Raw genomic sequence first — 17,291 nt, 5'->3', positions numbered from 1 at the left:
TTTTATATGGTATAGCTGCGAATATAAAATATATTTTAAATTAAAATATTCTAAGAATTGAAAAACATAATCATTTTTATTGGTTGCTAATTATTTCTAGTGACATTTAAAGTGTAAAATTATATTAAATTATCGATTTGATCAAGAAAAACCAACAAAAGACATTATGTAATTAAGAAGTGAAAAACTTTTTATAAAGCAATGCATTGCTACATAAATAATACAAAGGTCTCATTTTTTTGTATATAAAAAACATGTTTACCTATCAATTAATATGTATTTGATTGTTCATAACTATTTTAAATGATGAAGATTAATTTTATAATGAATATTACTAGCTAAAAATTTTTTTTCTTATTTAGGAGATGGTATGCATATGCATATAGTTAAAAAGGAAAATATTTATGCTTTATTAGGAAATTATTTACGAAAAGCTAGGGTGAGCAAGGGGTTATCAGGCAATGAATTAGGTTCGGTCATTCATTTGAGCCAGCAGCAAGTATCACGCTATGAACTAGGAATTAATAAATTAAGTTTAGATAAATTAATTGAAATTGTCATTTTTCTCGATATTGATATTAACGAAATAACTAAAATTATTTCTAAACAGGTAGAGAATGAAAAAAAGAGTTAGATGGGGTTAGTATCTTTATTTGGGTAAGTTTTTATAACTATTTTATATTATTAGAAAAGTATTAAACTTAAAAAACATGCTTTGAATCATAATTTTAATTTATAGGAAATAACCAATTAATTTGACTAATCTCCTTTGGCACTATTTATTGTGGTAATTACTTAAAGGAAAAAACTGATTTTAAAATAAATTCTATAAATATAAATAATCAATTGTATTTTTAAATTGAATTTTTATGATTTTATATATGGTTAGGGACGGGGTTGTAGCTAACTGATTATTATAGATAAAAATATAGTGCTATTGATCAATAAACCTTTTCAGTTTCAGTAAAGGGCTTAAAAGGTTTAACGTGAATATTCATGTGCATTTTATCAAATTTCTTATTTATAAGTAACCTTTATTATTATACATAACTAGTTGTTATTTATTTTATATTATTACTTTTTATCTTGAACCCTGCGTTTTTTCCTACTTTTTTTCTTTAAGATGTCATTATTTAATAGTGTTCCCTATAACATTATGCTTAAATAAAACTTAACTAATTATGAGTTAAGGTTATGGTTTTATGTTCAAATATATAGGGATATTATTTGTGTTTTTGCTTGTTGGTTGCTCGATTTCAGCATCTAATAAAGGCTACTACCTTGATAATCGTTACCCATCAAGAAATACGAGTGAACGGATTCAATATATTATTTTACACTACACTGTTTCTAATGATGCACGTTCGATAGAGCTTTTAACAAAAGGGAATGTGAGTTCACACTATCTTATTCCCAGTAAACCTGAATTTAAATACGGTAAACCAGTTGTATTACAATTGGTACCCGAACAGCTAAAAGCTTGGCATGCTGGTTATAGTCGTTGGCAACATCAAAAAGGTTTGAATGACACTTCCATCGGTATTGAGATAGTAAATCCCGGTCTTCAAGAAAATAGCCTTGGGAACCAAACTTGGGTACCTTTTAATGAATCGCAGATTGTTGCATTGATTCCATTAGTTCAAGATATTATGCAACGGTATAATATACCGCCTGAAAATATTATCGGTCATAGCGATATCGCACCATTACGTAAACAAGATCCAGGTAGGGCATTTCCATGGCAGCGTCTTGCTCAGCAAGGAATTGGTGCATGGCCTGATGCTAAAACAGTTAGTAAATACTTAGCGGGGCGAAATGCTAACGAACCCGCTAATGTGTTACGTGTTCAAAAGGCTCTAAAATTTTATGGTTATTCGGCGATCCCTCTATCTGGCGAGTTGGATGACCAAACCAAAAAGACATTGCGTGCCTTTCAGCTGCACTTTCGTCAGCGGGATATTGAAGGGTTAGCCGATGCAGAAACAGAGGCAATTGCGTTAGCCTTAATTGAAAAATATCGAGATATGGAAAATTTCAAATTATTTGAGCAAACGGAGTAGTTATAAATATAAGCTACATAATGGTTAACATTGCTGATGAGTATAATAAAAGTGAAATGAGGTTTGGGCCTCATTTCACTTTTTGTCATTTAACGGTTTGCGCCGTACTCACGGCTAATTTCTTTTGCAGCCTTGATAACCATCGCACCTAATTCAGTAATGCGGTCATCTGTAATACGTGATAACGGCCCTGAAATAGAAATAGCAGCAAAGGCTTCTTTATGTTCATCATAAATACAGGCACCAATGCACCTTAAGCCTAAAGCATGCTCTTCATCATCATAGGAAAACCCTTGTTTTTTAGCTTGTTGCAAGTTTTCTTTTAAGGCTGATGGGTTAGTTAACGTGTATGGAGTATAGGCATGTAACCCTTTGCGGCTTAAAAGAGGGATTAGCTTTTCTTCGGGTAAGTTTGCAATAAACGCCTTACCGGCTCCAGAGGCGTGTAAAGGCAGTTTCCCGCCAATAGGTGCTGACATCCTCATTAATGCGTTGCATTGCACTTGATCGACAATAACAGCATCATATTCCGAGTGGTCGAGGATAGCTAAATTGACGGTTTCCCCTGACCCATCCATTAAACGGCGTAATATAGGGTGAACCAACGCTAATAAATTACGACTTTCTAAAAAGCTACTTCCAATAATAAAGGCATGAGATGCAATAACCCATAAGCCAAGATCGCCCGTTTGGCGCACAAAACCATGCTGTTCTAATGTCATCAACAGTCGATGTGTCGTTGAATTTGGTAAGCCAGCTTGTAATGCAAGGTCAGTGAGTGCAATGCCACCGGTGGATTCAGAAATGTATTCCAACAGTGTCAGCCCACGACTTAATGATTGAACTTGCCCCGCAGCGGTAGCTCCACTTGCTGGCCCTTTTGCTTTTTTTATCTTTTTAGTAATTGGTGCCGTTGCCATTAAGTCTCTCCTGACGGTAATTTTGTTTCTATTATGTACTATCTCACCTAAAAATACTCATCGGATCAGTTGAAAGACCGATTTTATGCAACCTGAAAAACTCTCATCATAACAGCGAATTTTCGAGTTAAAAGTTGTGATAGGATGTTATAAGTAAAAATTTGACTTATTTCTCAGTGTTCCATTTTAGGAGGGCAGTGCAGTGTCCGAAAAAATTAATCAATTAGAACAAGAATTAAAAAAACGTATATTGGTATTAGATGGTGCAATGGGAACAATGATCCAACAACATAAGTTGTCGGAAGAACAATTTCGTGGGGATAGGTTTGCTGACTGGCCCTGTGATGTGAAAGGTAATAATGACTTATTAGTACTAACCCAGCCTGAGATTATTAGAGATATACATCATCAATATTTTGCAGCAGGTGCAGATATCGTTGAGACAAACACCTTTAACTCCACGCCTATTGCGATGGCTGACTATAAAATGGAAGCTATTTCCGATGAAATTAATGAAGCTGCTGCACGTATTGCGCGCGAATGTGCCGATGAATGGACACGGAAAACGCCAGAGCAGCCTCGCTATGTGGCGGGTGTTTTAGGCCCAACCAATCGTACGGCTTCTATTTCTCCGGATGTAAATGACCCTGCTTATAGAAATGTTACTTTTGATCAACTTGTTGAAGCTTACAGGGGATCTACACGATCTTTAGTTAAAGGTGGGGTCGATCTAATTATGATCGAAACTATTTTTGATACCTTAAATGCTAAAGCGGCGATTTTTGCAGTTGAAACAGAATTAGACGCGCTAGGTGTTTCGCTGCCTATTATGATTTCAGGAACTATTACTGATGCATCTGGGCGTACTTTATCGGGGCAAACGACAGAAGCATTTTATAACTCATTGCGTCACGCGGCCCCACTTTCATTTGGTTTGAATTGTGCACTGGGTCCTGATGAACTTCGTCAGTATGTTTCAGAGCTATCAAGAATTGCTGAGTGTTATGTCAGTGCTCACCCAAATGCCGGCCTGCCAAATGCATTTGGTGAGTATGACCTTGATGCACAAAATATGGCTGAACAAATTCATGAATGGGCAACAGCAGGTTTTTTAAATATCGTCGGTGGGTGTTGTGGCACAACACCATTACATATTAAAAAAATGGCGGAAGCGGTGAAAGGGGTGATGCCGCGTCAGTTACCTGAATTGCCTGTTGAATGTCGTTTATCAGGTTTAGAACCATTGAATATCAGCAAACAGTCACTGTTTGTAAATGTTGGGGAAAGAACGAACGTAACGGGTTCAGCAAAATTCAAAAGGCTGATTAAAGAGGAAAACTATTTAGAAGCGTTAGATGTGGCGCGCCAACAAGTGGAAAGCGGTGCTCAAATCATCGATATCAATATGGATGAGGGGATGCTGGACTCCCAAGCTGCTATGGTACGTTTTCTGAATTTAATCGCGGGTGAACCTGATATTGCTCGTGTTCCTATTATGATTGATTCTTCAAAATGGGAAGTCATCGAAGCTGGGCTTAAATGTATACAAGGTAAGGGAATTGTTAACTCTATCTCCATGAAAGAGGGGGTTGAAACCTTTGTCGAACACGCCAAACTGCTGCGTAAATACGGGGCTGCGGTGGTTGTTATGGCCTTCGATGAGGTAGGGCAAGCCGATACACGTGAGCGTAAAATTGAGATTTGCCGACGCGCCTATCAGGTGTTGACCGAAGAGGTTGGCTTTCCCCCTGAAGATATCATTTTCGACCCAAATATTTTTGCTGTCGCGACAGGGATTGAAGAGCATAATAATTATGCTGTTGATTTTATTGATGTTTGTAAGGATATTAAACAACAACTACCACATGCCATGATATCCGGTGGGGTATCGAATGTTTCCTTCTCTTTCAGGGGGAACGACCCAGTCCGTGAAGCTATCCACGCCGTTTTCTTGTACTACGCCATTCGTAATGGAATGGATATGGGGATCGTGAATGCAGGGCAATTAGCCATTTATGACGACCTACCCGCTGAGTTGAAAGATGCAGTTGAAGATGTGGTATTAAATCGCCGTAATGATAGTACTGAGCGGTTACTGGAATTAGCGGAAAAATACCGCGGGGCTGGTGCTCAAGAACAGCAAATCCAACAGGCGGAATGGCGAGGTTGGGACGTAGAAAAACGTCTTGAATATTCGCTTGTTAAGGGGATCACTGAATTTATCATTCAAGATACAGAAGAAACTCGCCAACGTGCATCAAGCCCCATCGAGGTTATTGAAGGCCCGCTGATGAACGGGATGAATGTTGTGGGGGATCTGTTTGGTGAAGGAAAAATGTTTTTACCACAAGTGGTGAAATCTGCCCGGGTGATGAAACAAGCAGTTGCGTATTTAGAACCGTATATTCAAGAACTTAAACAATCGGGAAGTAGTGCTGGTAAAGTGTTGTTAGCAACAGTTAAAGGGGATGTTCACGACATTGGTAAAAATATTGTTGGCGTAGTGCTTCAGTGTAATAACTATGAAATCATCGACTTAGGCGTGATGGTGCCATGCGAAACAATTTTAAAAACGGCACGTGAGCAAAATGTCGACATTATCGGCCTGTCAGGCTTGATAACGCCATCCCTTGATGAAATGGTTCATGTGGCAAAAGAGATGGAAAGACAAGGCTTTACGTTGCCGTTATTGATTGGGGGGGCAACAACGTCGAAAGCACATACCGCAGTGAAAATTGAACCTAACTACAGTGGACCAACCACGTACGTCCAAAATGCATCACGTACTGTTGGTGTGGTTTCAGCGTTATTGTCTGATACTCAAAAAGCAGATTTTGTTGAGCGTACTCGCCGTGAATATGACACGGTACGTTTACAACATGGGCGTAGACGACCAAAAACACCACCAGTCACTCTTGATATTGCCCGAGCCAATAAGGTGAAAATTGATTGGTCTAATTATCAGCCGCCGGTGCCGAAATTTTTGGGTATTCAAGAGGTCAATGCATCAATAACAACCTTACGTGAATATATTGACTGGACGCCATTTTTTATGACGTGGTCGCTCGCTGGGAAGTACCCACGTATCTTAGACGACGAAGTCGTGGGGTCAGAAGCACGTAAATTATTGAATGATGCTAACGCGATGTTAGATAAGCTCGAAAAAGAACGTTTACTGACACCAAAAGGTATTTTTGGCTTATTCCCCGCGAACTGTGTTGGTGATGATGTTGAAATCTATACAGACGAAACACGCCATCATGTGCAATCAGTGAGTTTGAACCTACGTCAGCAAACCTTAAAGACGGATTTCCCGAATTATTGTTTATCTGATTTTGTGGCACCTAAAGACAGTGGTAAAGCCGATTATATCGGTGCATTTGCTGTTACTGGTGGTTTAGAAGAGGATGTGCTGGCGGATGAATACGAAAAACAGCATGATGATTATAATAAAATTATGGTTAAAGCGCTGGCGGATAGGCTTGCAGAGGCATTTGCTGAATTTTTACATCAACAGGTTCGTATGCAGTATTGGGGTTATGCGAAAGATGAAAATTTAAGTAATGACGAGTTGATCCGTGAAAATTACCAAGGTATTCGGCCTGCACCGGGCTATCCAGCTTGCCCTGAGCACACAGAAAAAGAGAAGATTTGGCAGCTATTAGATGTTGAAAACCAAGTGGGAATGAAACTCACTAGTTCATATGCGATGTGGCCTGGGGCATCTGTATCAGGTTGGTATTTTAGTCATCCAGATAGCAAATATTTTGCAGTGGCTCAATTACAGAAAGACCAAATTGAAGATTATTCAAAACGTAAGGGGCTGTCGGTGACGGAACTTGAGCGTTGGTTAGCACCTAATTTAGGCTATGACCCAGAAGATTAATAAAACAGTGTATTGATTTTTCAGGTGTTCGGCACCATCTTATGGGTAAAGACATTAAAGGGGTCTAATGATGAGCTATGAATTTATTATTGAAAATGAACTGCCGCATTCAGTGGCATTTCCTTATCAGATCCAAAACAGTGCGGCGCCTGAAACATTTCTCATGAGCGAAGATGCGGTCAGTGCGATGATGAGTATCTTACAAATTATGGACAAACTCGATACGGATGAGTCCCTTGATGAGCACTGTTTTAACCAAATTTGGCTAAAAAGCGAGTTAACACCGGCGCGTGCAGAAGAAATTTATTTATTTCTGGAAGAGCGTTTAGCCGTAGAACCAGTGCCTTCACAAGACGAAATAGCTGCATTTCATCAAGCACAACTAGATGAAAACAAACTGTTATCGCAAGAAAGTAGTAAAGAAGGCATGATCCCAGTCCATAAATTTTCTACCAATGATGGTTGGTTGGTCACGACTAAAGAATGTGAATGGATAGCTGAAGTTTTCGCCCCAGAATTAGTGAGTGAAAACCACTTTGTTGTGTCGCAAATTTCTGAGTTATGCAAAATTAGTCACCAAAAACTGGAACATTTACTGATTGAGTGGGGTAAATTCAATTTATTTGCCAGTAAACATGGTGGTTACCGCGTTAATTAAGCCTTTGATAGGCTAATCTTTGGTTTAGGTAGTGGCCGTTTTAGCGATGAATGAACACTACCTAAATTTTTCGACGAAATTTCTTCCTAATAGCGTTTTTTCAGCTTGAATCCCTTATGAATTTTTTATTGGAATGTTATGTTAATAACATAACGCCAATGAATGGGTAATGGTGATGAAATTACGGTATTTATTTCTAGCAGTGTGTTTGAGCACTGCGTCTTTGGCTCAAGCGACTTCGGAAGCTCCTTCTACAAAAAATAAGCCGCTAGAAACCGCAAGTCAGGCCAACGATGTCGTATTTCCTGATGATTTTAAAGCTAAATTAAAATCTGCTAAGGAAGGGGATGTCGATGCGATGGTGGATGTCGGGCTAGCCTATATGGATGGAACCGATTTTTTGCAGAGCAATGATCAGGAAGCTTATCGCTGGTTTAAAAAAGTTTCTGATTTAGATAATACAGATGGCGATTATTATTTAGGTATGCTGCTGCAAAATCAAAAAAAATTTAAACAAGCGGAGTACTGGTATCGCCGAGGCGCTGAAAAAGGGGATGCTTATTGCCAATATGCCATGGGGTATTTATATGAACATGGTGTAGGAGTTGAGCAAAACTATCAGCAGGCTAAAGCATGGTATTCAGAGGCTGCGGAGCAAGAGCATGCAAATGCACAGTTTGCTATGGGATTATTTTATCATGATGGGCTTGGTGGCGAAGTTGATTATTCAAAGGCTCGTGAATGGTATGAAAGAAGTGCGGTAAATAATGTTGCAGCGGCGGTTAATAACCTTGCTGTTATGTATGAAAACGGTGACGGGGTAGAGCAGGATGATGATACGGCCGTTTACTTGTATCGCCAAGCCGCAAATATGGGTTCAGCAATTGCGCAAGTCAATATGGGCGATTTTTATCAGGAAGGCCATAACTCGATTGAGAAAAATAGTTATCAAGCCATGTATTGGTATAAAAGGGCTGCGCAGCAAAACAATGCTTCGGCGCAACTGGCTATTGCAAAAGTTTATGAGCTTGGCAATGGGGTAACTAAAGACTTAGCTGAAGCATTCACATGGTATGAACGAGCTGCACAAAACAAATCATTTGAAGCAGGAATGAAGGTCGCTGAGTTTTATGAGAAAGGGTTAGGTGGCATTCAAAAGAACCCTGTAAAGGCAGTAGAATGGTATCAAAATTTAGCCAATCAGGATTATAACGCAGCACAAATTAAGCTCGCCAAATTATATTTGGCTGGTGAATGGAAAGAAGCCGATGTTACGCAAATTGCAAATTGGTTAATACTGGCACAAGGGGATAGCATTGAGGCGAAAAATCAATTAGCAATTTTCTATTTAACGGGGACTGGCGTTGCGCAAAACTCGTTAAAGGCCCGAGAGCTTTTGGAAAATGCCGCATTTAAGAAAAACAGCGATGCACAGAATAACCTTGCTGTAATGTATGCTCGTGGCGAAGGGGGAGAAAAAAATATCTTCCGTGCAGTCATGTGGTTTGAGCGCGCAGTCGAACTCGGTAATGCCACTGCCAAACATAATTTAGTACTATTACAGCAGAACAAAGGTGTGAAAGCCGCAATGTTAAAGTACACTGACAGCGTTAAAACGAAAAATAAGTCAACTGATTGAATAAGAAGGCGATTATGAATATCGCCTTCTTTGTTTTAGAGCGGTAGTTTGGTTACTCGAATAAATTACTATGTAATGTACGAACGATATTTTCAGCATCGTCACCGGGAACCAGTAAACAAATATTGTGGCTACTGGCCCCGTAGCTGATCATGCGAATATTGAAAGATTCTAAAGCACCAAAGATTTGTTTCCCTAACCCATTTACTTGCGATAATTCATTACCGATGATGGCCACTAAGGCTAAGTTTTCTTCAACTTCAACACGGCATAGAGCCGAAAGCTCAGTCATCAGTGCATTAGTTAGCAAACTGCCATTTGTCCCTGTTGAACCGGTTGTATCTAAGGTTAGAGCGACACTCACTTCGGAAGTTGTGATTAAATCTACCGAGATATTATGACGTAGTAAAATCGTAAATATTTCAGCTAAAAAACCACGTGCATGTAGCATTTTTAGGCTATGCAGAGTTAATAATGTTTGTTTACGGCGTAGCGCTAATGCCCTGAATTGTGGTGGATTACTGGTTTTATCAGAAACAATGGTGCCACCTGCTTCTGGGGCTTTACTTGAACCAACGAAAACCGGGATACCAGCACGTACAGCGGGGAGTAGTGTTGCCGGATGCAAAATTTTTGCCCCAAAGGTTGCCATTTCAGCAGCTTCATCGAATGCTATTTCATCAATACGCTGTGCATTTGGCACGACCCGTGGGTCAGTAGAGTAAATACCTGGAACGTCAGTCCAAATATCAACGCGAGATAAGCTTAGGACTTCAGCTAGCAGTGCAGCGGTATAATCACTCCCACCACGCCCAAGTGTTGTTGTACGGCCTTTTGGATCACGGCCAATAAACCCTTGGGTAATAACTACCGATTCTGCTAAGCGAGGTAACAGCTGTTGTTCTGCAAGGGTTTTCAACTGCTCCAACTCAGGTTCTGCACGACCAAAACTTTCATTGGTTCTCATGACTTTACGGACATCAAACCATTGTGACTCGGTATTGCGCTGGCGGAGGACTTCTACGAATAATAGGGTCGACATTAATTCACCATGACTAACCATTTCATCCGTCAATGCGTCAGAAGTGGCGAGAGACGCGGAATCAGCTAAATGAGCGATATTATCAAGTAATCGATTGATTTCTTCACGGATCACATCAGCAGTTTGCAGATTATCAATAATCGCATATTGGATATCTTTAACTTTTTTCAGTAGCTCATTGCGTTTATCAATATCACAACCTTCAGCGAGTTCTATTAGCAAATTAGTGACTCCAGCGGAGGCAGAAAGCACAACGACTCGAGCATTTGGATTAGAAAGAATGATATTGGCACTATTGTTCATTGCCTCAAAGTTCGCGACACTAGTGCCGCCAAATTTTGCGATAACAAACTGACTGTTGTCTGATAAAGACGCTACTGTATTCATGGTATCGATCCCTGTCGTTAAACTATATTTTTATATAGATTTATCGGGTAATTAGCGTTGCGTCAATCAAGAATCGAAGTAAATCAGTAATTCTAATGATAGGTAATTCATTATCGGTTTTCTCAATATACTCGTCATCCTTCAAGCTGCATGGGTGTTGACTGCGCTCAGATAGCCGAATCACATACTTTTGTATGCTCATCGGTCTATCTTCCCTTGTCGCCTACATGCAACTCGAATGATTTAGCGTATATGGCGGTGGTCATCCTTCAAGCTGCATGGGTGTTGACTGCGCTCAGATAGCCGAATCACATACTTTTGTATGCTCATCGGTCTATCTTCTCTTGTCGCCTACATGCAACTCGAATGATTTAGCGTGTACGCGCTGCTGTTAAAGTTAAATGACATTGAAAGTGCGTATTTCAGTGAAAGAGTTAATTATGTCTGGAAAAGTGCCGTGGAATTGGGGAATATCAACATAACGCAGAAAACCGATAAGTCTCGTATCTTTGACGAGGTACAATATATTTATATTTTAAATTATTTTGGAGAGTGTTATCCATGAAAAGTATTAATCCAAGCCAAACGGCTGCATGGCGGGCGCTAGAACAACATTTTGCGCAAATGAAGGATGTTCATATGCGTGACTTGTTTGCGCAGGATAAAGACCGCTTTACTCATTTTTCGGCAACGTTCGATGGTCAAATCTTAGTGGATTTCTCCAAAAATAGAATTACACAAGAAACATTAGATAACCTGTTAGCGTTAGCAAAAGAAACTGAGCTAGAAAGCGCGATCAAGAGCATGTTCAGTGGTGAAAAAATCAACCGTACCGAAGACCGAGCGGTGTTACATACGGCTTTACGTAACCGTGATAACACACCGATTTATGTTGATGGTAAAGATGTAATGCCAGATGTTAATGCTGTATTAGAAAAAATGCAGAAATTTAGCGAGCGCATTATTCGCGGAGAGTGGAAAGGTTATACAGGTAAAGCGATAACAGATGTTGTTAATATCGGTATTGGTGGTTCTGATCTTGGGCCATTTATGGTTACAGAAGCATTGCGTCCATATAAAAACCATTTAAATATGCATTTTGTTTCTAATGTGGATGGCACACAAATTGCGGAAACGCTGAAGAAACTGAACCCTGAAACGACATTATTTTTAATTGCATCAAAAACGTTTACGACCCAAGAGACCATGACAAATGCGCATTCAGCACGTGAATGGTTATTGGCTACCGCAAAAGACGAACAGCATATTGCCAAACACTTTGTGGCACTATCAACGAATAGTGAAGAAGTTGCTAAGTTTGGTATTGATACTAATAATATGTTTGAGTTTTGGGATTGGGTTGGAGGCCGTTACTCTTTATGGTCAGCAATTGGCTTATCGATTATTTTATCCGTGGGTTTTGACAATTTCGTTCAGTTATTGAATGGTGCCCATGCTATGGATAAACATTTCACCCAAACACCACTAGAAAAAAACATCCCTGTACTGTTAGGTTTGATTGGCATTTGGTACAACAATTTTTTTGAATCAGAAACTGAAGCGATTCTGCCATACGACCAATATATGCACCGTTTTGCAGCGTACTTCCAGCAAGGCAATATGGAATCAAATGGTAAGTATATAGGCCGAGATGGAAAACCAGTTTCATACCAAACGGGCCCAATTATTTGGGGGGAGCCAGGAACCAACGGTCAACACGCTTTTTATCAGTTGATTCACCAAGGGACAAAAATGATCCCTTGTGACTTTATTGCGCCTGCAGTGACCCATAACCCGTTAGGCGATCACCATGAAAAATTATTATCTAACTTTTTTGCGCAAACTGAAGCGCTAGCTTTTGGAAAAACTCGTGAAGTTGTTGATGCGGAATTTGCTGCGCAAGGTAAAAATGTCTCTGACATGGAATATGTGGCACCGTATAAGGTATTCGAAGGTAACCGCCCAACCAACTCAATCTTATTGAAATCCATTACCCCTTATTCACTAGGGGCATTGATCGCAATGTATGAACATAAGATTTTCACGCAAGGGGCGATTTTGAATATCTTCACTTTCGATCAATGGGGTGTGGAATTAGGAAAACAATTAGCCAGCCGTATTTTGCCTGAGTTAGAAAATAGCGAAACAGTCAATAGCCATGATAGTTCGACTAATGGTTTGATTAATAACTATAAAGCTTGGCGTTAACCTTTCTTATTACGTCATATCACTGTCTTATGAAGAAAAAGCGGGAAGCTGTAAAAACTTCCCGCTTTATTGAGATAATGAATGACGGAGACTTGCCTAATAAATTCTTATTATTACGATGTTAATAAATTTTATTATCGTTTATAACTCGTTAGTAATTAAAAATTTATTCACTATTTTTTTACATTTTGTGTTGAAAATGTGACTTTTTATATAAATTGTTAGCTAACTTTAACCCTGTAGCAAAACAACGTGATATCCTACCGTCTAAGAAATACAGTAAATCATAACCATGTTATCCATGGTGGAAATTTAAGTAATGGATGAAACACTATTTACCTCCCATCCCATTCATTGGTTGGCTGAGGATGATAAAATAGTTCCTGCCAATACGTTAGATTGGTTGTTAGAACTTGGTTCCATGACAAAACGCTTTGAACAACACAGCCAGCAAGTTACCGTGATACCTTATTTAGAACGCTATGTATCGCAAGGTATGTTGAGCATTGAAGAGGCACAATCTTTACCTGAAAGCCCTCGTTATTGGGTCAGGGAAGTCGTCATGTATGGGGATGGTATTCCTTGGTTACTAGGCCGTACTGTCATTCCAGAAGAAACATTGACTGATGAAGACCAGCAATTGGTTGATATAGGTAGAATGCCTCTAGGGCGTTATTTATTCAGCCGTGATGGCTTAACTCGGGATTATATTCGCATAGGTTCTAGTGCTGGTCGTTGGGTTCGCAGTTCTCGATTAAAACTATCGGCTAAACCATTGTTATTAACAGAAATATTTTTACCTGAATCACCTGCATATCGTTAATTATCCTAAATATTTTAAATTTTCATAAATTCAGTAAGTACGCAACACCAACAAACATAAATCAGTGGCTTACAGAATTGAGTGGTATAAACATATACCCAATTTGAAGTATGATGGAATCGAATAAGGAGCACGACAAAGTGGAGGGAAGTATGACGCTAAGTAAATGGCATGCATACAGCCGTTTAATGCGTATAGATAGGCCCATTGGTTCACTATTACTCTTGTGGCCAACGTATTGGGCATTATGGATTGCAGCTCAAAGCACACCAAGTTTACATCTTTTGATCGTGTTTACTGCAGGGGTGTTTTTTATGCGTGCCGCAGGTTGCGTCATTAATGATTTTGCCGATCGTCATTTTGATGGTCACGTAGAACGCACTAAGCATCGGCCACTCCCTAGTGGGGATGTGACTGAAAGGGAAGCTAAAATACTGTTTGCGGGGCTTGTTGGCTTTTCCTTCTTACTCGTTTTAACGCTTAACTCAATGACAATTTGGCTATCTATTGCGGGCCTAGCTTTAGCATGGGTGTATCCTTTTGTTAAGCGAGTCAGTCATTTACCTCAGGTAGTATTAGGTGCTGCATTTGGTTGGTCAATTCCGATGTCGTTCTCTGCAGTCAATGAAACACTGCCTCTGGTGTGTTGGTTATTATTCTTAGTGAATATTATTTGGTCTGTGATTTACGATACACAGTATGCCATGGTTGACCGTGATGATGACTTAAAAATCGGTGTGAAATCGACAGCAATCTTATTTGGCCAATATGACAAATTAATTATCGGCTTATTGCAATTGCTGATGGTGGGTTTGCTGGTGGTTGTAGGTTCTTTAGCAGGCTTAGGGATAACTTATTATCTTTCTTTGGCGCTTGTTGCAGGGTTATTTATTTATCAACAACAACTAATGGTGAACCGCGAGCGTGCTCCTTGCTTTAAAGCCTTTATGAATAATAATTTTGTTGGTTTGATTTTGTTTATTGGCATTATGGTGAGCTATTTTTAGCGAGTAAATCATTTTCCATGAGCCAACAAAAAAGGTAATGTTTTTCAACATTACCTTTTTGCTTTATGGGCTTCACAAAACCGAACTAGTCTTTTTCTGGCTCAGTAGTTTGTGCCGTTACCTCGGGTATTGCTTCTTTCTTTTCTTCTGAAAATTCATCAGCTTGGCTAACACTTTCAATGGTTAAACGAATTTCTGGGGACATTAACCGCACAAGGACTGCATACAGTTTCTTGGCGTTAGTGGTAAAAATATCGTTTTCATTATTATCGATATAGCCTTCTTCTCTAAGCGTTTCAACGAGAGTTGAAAACACTGCTTTATCAAAGAACTCAGGGGCGTTAATACCGTGCAGCACAGAAAGGCGTTGAGCAAGGATGCGGCTTTCTTTTTCCAACGTATTACGGCTGATTTCAGGGCTGGCATTGAGTAATGACAGCGTGATTGCGTAGCGCTGTAGTGTTTCACGGACACCTGCTGCTAAGAGCTGTAATGGACGAATACGGCGTGGGTTCAACACTACCATATCGTCGTCTCTTAAGCAGATAAGCTTTTGATTATTCAGTTCATCAATTAGAGTATCTACCGTTTCACGCAGCTGTTCATCGTTATAACGCATAAACAATTCTGCTTTTAGGAACGGGTAGATTTGGCTCACTTGATAGTAAATTTCTTGACGGCTGATGCGTTCATGATGCAGCACAATACTGGTTATTAATGACGGTAGTACCAGTAAGTGATGGATATTGTTACGGTAGTAGGTCATTAAAACGGCATTTTCGCGAGGAAGAATAATAATATCCCCCATGCTGTCTTTTTCTACCTCGAATTTATCCATCTGCAATGCATGTTCGAGCAGTTGTTCCGGCGTTTTATTAGGCGTTGTCGCATCAGGCGTATACGGCACATTACGTAATAATTGCAGGTAACATTCCACTTGCTCAATGAGTTGTTCACGTGTTAATGAACGTTGGCGTGAGGCCAGTAAAGCCGTTGCACATAAATTTATCGCGTTAGCGGCGGCAGCATTATTGATATTTACCATAATGTTATCCGCTAACGAGCTAACTGTTGGGTTTAGCCACGATGGGCGCTGTGGCTCAATTGGATCAATTGAGTCACGCCAATCTGGGACACGCTGGTTCAGATAATGAGAAAGAGAAATTGGCTGACCAAAGTTCACATACCCTTGACCTAAGTTACGCAGTTTGCGCAACCCGCGGATCATGGAAAATAAACCTTCTTTCTCTTTTTCTGCCCCGCGCAGTTCTTTTGCGTAGGTCCCTACCTCCATTACGTGTTCATAGCCAATATAGATAGGCACAATAGTAATAGGGCGTGAGTCGCCACGTAGCATGGCTTGCAGCGTCATTGATAGTGTCCCGGTTTTGGGCTGCAATAAACGGCCTGTTCGGGAGCGCCCACCTTCAACGAAATACTCGATAGAGTAACCACGAGCAAACAGTTCACTTAAATATTCACGGAAAACCGTGGAATACAATTTGTTGCCTTTAAAAGTACGGCGGATAAAAAATGCGCCAAGACGGCGAAAAATCGGACCGGCAGGCCAGAAGTTTAGGTTAATACCAGCAGCAATGTGCGGTGGAACGAGACCTTGATGGTAAAGAACATAGGAGAGCAGTAAGTAGTCCATGTGACTTCGGTGGGAGGGCACATACACAATTTCATGACCATCTTGCGCTAATTGGCGAACGCGCTCAGCATGCTGCACGTTAATACCTTGATAGAGGCGGTTCCATGTCCAACTGAGCACACGGTCAGTTAAACGCACGGCTTCATAGGAGAAGTTCGCAGCAATTTCTTCCATCATATTCACTGCGTTTTGCTGCGCTTTTTTCAATGGAATTTTTTTACTGCGTGCTTCGTCTTCGACGGCTTTTTCAATTGCTTTTGAGGTCAGAAGCTTATTGAATAGTTCATAGCGGGCCGGCAGTTTCGGGCCAACCGCAGCAAGGCGCTGGCGTGAATAGTGAATACGGGCGACACGTGCCAGTTTATTGGCAATAATGGTGTCAGTACCGTGGTCCTGAGCCATTTTCCCAATAGAAACGGGTGGCGATAGGCGAACAAAACTGTCACGACCTAACCACAGGATAGCAAAAAACTTTTGCACCCCATTTAATAGTTTCAGTGGTGGTGCAGGGGTATGCCCTTCACGACCAGGAGAGCGCCCGAACATTACAGACGCGGGTAACATTTGAATATCTAGATTAGGGTTGTTTTTGTGCAAATCTAAATAAGCATGGAATGTTTTGACGGAATCTTTACGCGGGTCCGGTGAATAATAGCGAAATACGCGAGGGCCATCATCGATAAACACATAAGCAGGGAGCTTAGTGCCATTGATGTCGTTATCAACCAAAGGGTCAGGTAAACCGATAGCCAAGCATTGATGCCGTAGCGTTAGGAGGTCGGACTTAGAGTGGTAAGGCAATACATACAGTGTTGGCCTGTTAGTATCAAGCTGCAACTCTGCAATGGGGTCCGATGGAATTAGTTTACTTTTTACCAATAATTTAAGTGGTAAATTCAACGTGTTGTAATATATTTTACGCCATAGTGACATAAATGATTATAGCCTCTTGTTAACAATGCTGCGCAATCATACCAGAAATCTACTGGCAGATCTGTTACTGACAA

At 40.2% G+C, this 17,291-nt stretch carries 12 protein-coding genes; 8 read left to right on the top strand and 4 right to left on the bottom strand.

The genetic code is table 11. The annotated features are described in order from the left end of the window. Positions 1 to 370 precede the first annotated feature (370 nt). Positions 371 to 634 (top strand): helix-turn-helix domain-containing protein, encoded by a 264-nt coding sequence (locus M1F14_RS01100; RefSeq protein WP_173424841.1) that lies wholly within the window; start codon positions 371 to 373, stop codon positions 632 to 634. Between the two features lie 568 nt (positions 635 to 1,202). Continuing rightward, positions 1,203 to 2,060 (top strand): N-acetylmuramoyl-L-alanine amidase, encoded by an 858-nt coding sequence (locus tag M1F14_RS01095; protein WP_042848535.1) that lies wholly within the window; start codon positions 1,203 to 1,205, stop codon positions 2,058 to 2,060. An 89-nt stretch (positions 2,061 to 2,149) separates the two neighbouring features. Here the strand turns inward: M1F14_RS01095 and iclR are convergent, their stop codons facing one another. After that, on the bottom strand, positions 2,150 to 2,980 hold the full coding sequence (gene iclR / locus M1F14_RS01090; RefSeq protein WP_042848533.1) for a glyoxylate bypass operon transcriptional repressor IclR: 831 nt from the start codon (positions 2,978 to 2,980) through the stop codon (positions 2,150 to 2,152). A 202-nt stretch (positions 2,981 to 3,182) separates the two neighbouring features. On the opposite strand from iclR, the gene metH reads away from it, so the two are divergent. From metH to M1F14_RS01075, 3 genes are all read left to right on the top strand, one after another. Then, positions 3,183 to 6,866, top strand: a complete 3,684-nt coding sequence (metH, locus tag M1F14_RS01085) for a methionine synthase (RefSeq protein ID WP_181469031.1) — start codon at positions 3,183 to 3,185, stop codon at positions 6,864 to 6,866. Positions 6,867 to 6,933: 67 nt separating this feature from the next. Then, a complete protein-coding gene (locus tag M1F14_RS01080; protein ID WP_173424840.1) occupies positions 6,934 to 7,524 on the top strand; it encodes a hypothetical protein in 591 nt (196 codons plus the stop codon). A 202-nt stretch (positions 7,525 to 7,726) separates the two neighbouring features. Next, complete coding sequence (locus M1F14_RS01075) at positions 7,727 to 9,163, top strand: SEL1-like repeat protein (RefSeq protein ID WP_230233525.1); 1,437 nt, start codon at positions 7,727 to 7,729, stop codon at positions 9,161 to 9,163. Positions 9,164 to 9,215: 52 nt separating this feature from the next. Here M1F14_RS01075 and lysC read toward each other — a convergent pair whose 3' ends face one another. Continuing rightward, positions 9,216 to 10,592, bottom strand: coding sequence for a lysine-sensitive aspartokinase 3 (gene lysC, locus M1F14_RS01070; RefSeq protein ID WP_181469033.1), 1,377 nt, complete (start codon positions 10,590 to 10,592; stop codon positions 9,216 to 9,218). A gap of 40 nt (positions 10,593 to 10,632) precedes the next feature. After that, positions 10,633 to 10,794, bottom strand: coding sequence for a hypothetical protein (locus tag M1F14_RS01065; RefSeq protein WP_155405749.1), 162 nt, complete (start codon positions 10,792 to 10,794; stop codon positions 10,633 to 10,635). Between the two features lie 359 nt (positions 10,795 to 11,153). Between M1F14_RS01065 and pgi the strand changes: the two genes are divergently transcribed. From pgi to ubiA, 3 genes are all read left to right on the top strand, one after another. Then, the gene (gene pgi, locus M1F14_RS01060) at positions 11,154 to 12,800 is read left to right on the top strand and encodes a glucose-6-phosphate isomerase (protein ID WP_048608830.1); all 1,647 of its coding nucleotides are present in this window, start codon (positions 11,154 to 11,156) and stop codon (positions 12,798 to 12,800) included. Positions 12,801 to 13,119: 319 nt separating this feature from the next. Continuing rightward, positions 13,120 to 13,623 carry a chorismate lyase gene (gene ubiC / locus M1F14_RS01055; protein WP_071547646.1) on the top strand — a complete coding sequence of 168 codons (504 nt, stop codon included), beginning with the start codon at positions 13,120 to 13,122 and terminating at the stop codon, positions 13,621 to 13,623. 152 nt (positions 13,624 to 13,775) lie between these two features. After that, positions 13,776 to 14,630 (top strand): 4-hydroxybenzoate octaprenyltransferase, encoded by an 855-nt coding sequence (gene ubiA, locus M1F14_RS01050; RefSeq protein WP_042848521.1) that lies wholly within the window; start codon positions 13,776 to 13,778, stop codon positions 14,628 to 14,630. A gap of 85 nt (positions 14,631 to 14,715) precedes the next feature. Here the strand turns inward: ubiA and plsB are convergent, their stop codons facing one another. Beyond that, positions 14,716 to 17,217, bottom strand: coding sequence for a glycerol-3-phosphate 1-O-acyltransferase PlsB (plsB, locus tag M1F14_RS01045; RefSeq protein WP_042848520.1), 2,502 nt, complete (start codon positions 17,215 to 17,217; stop codon positions 14,716 to 14,718). Positions 17,218 to 17,291: the final 74 nt, after the last annotated feature.

The sequence above is a fragment of the Providencia sp. PROV003 genome, from assembly GCF_045040775.1.
Classification (GTDB): domain Bacteria; phylum Pseudomonadota; class Gammaproteobacteria; order Enterobacterales; family Enterobacteriaceae; genus Providencia; species Providencia huashanensis.
The sequence above is the reverse complement of the archived record's forward strand: the minus strand, read 5'-3'. Positions and strand labels throughout refer to the sequence as shown.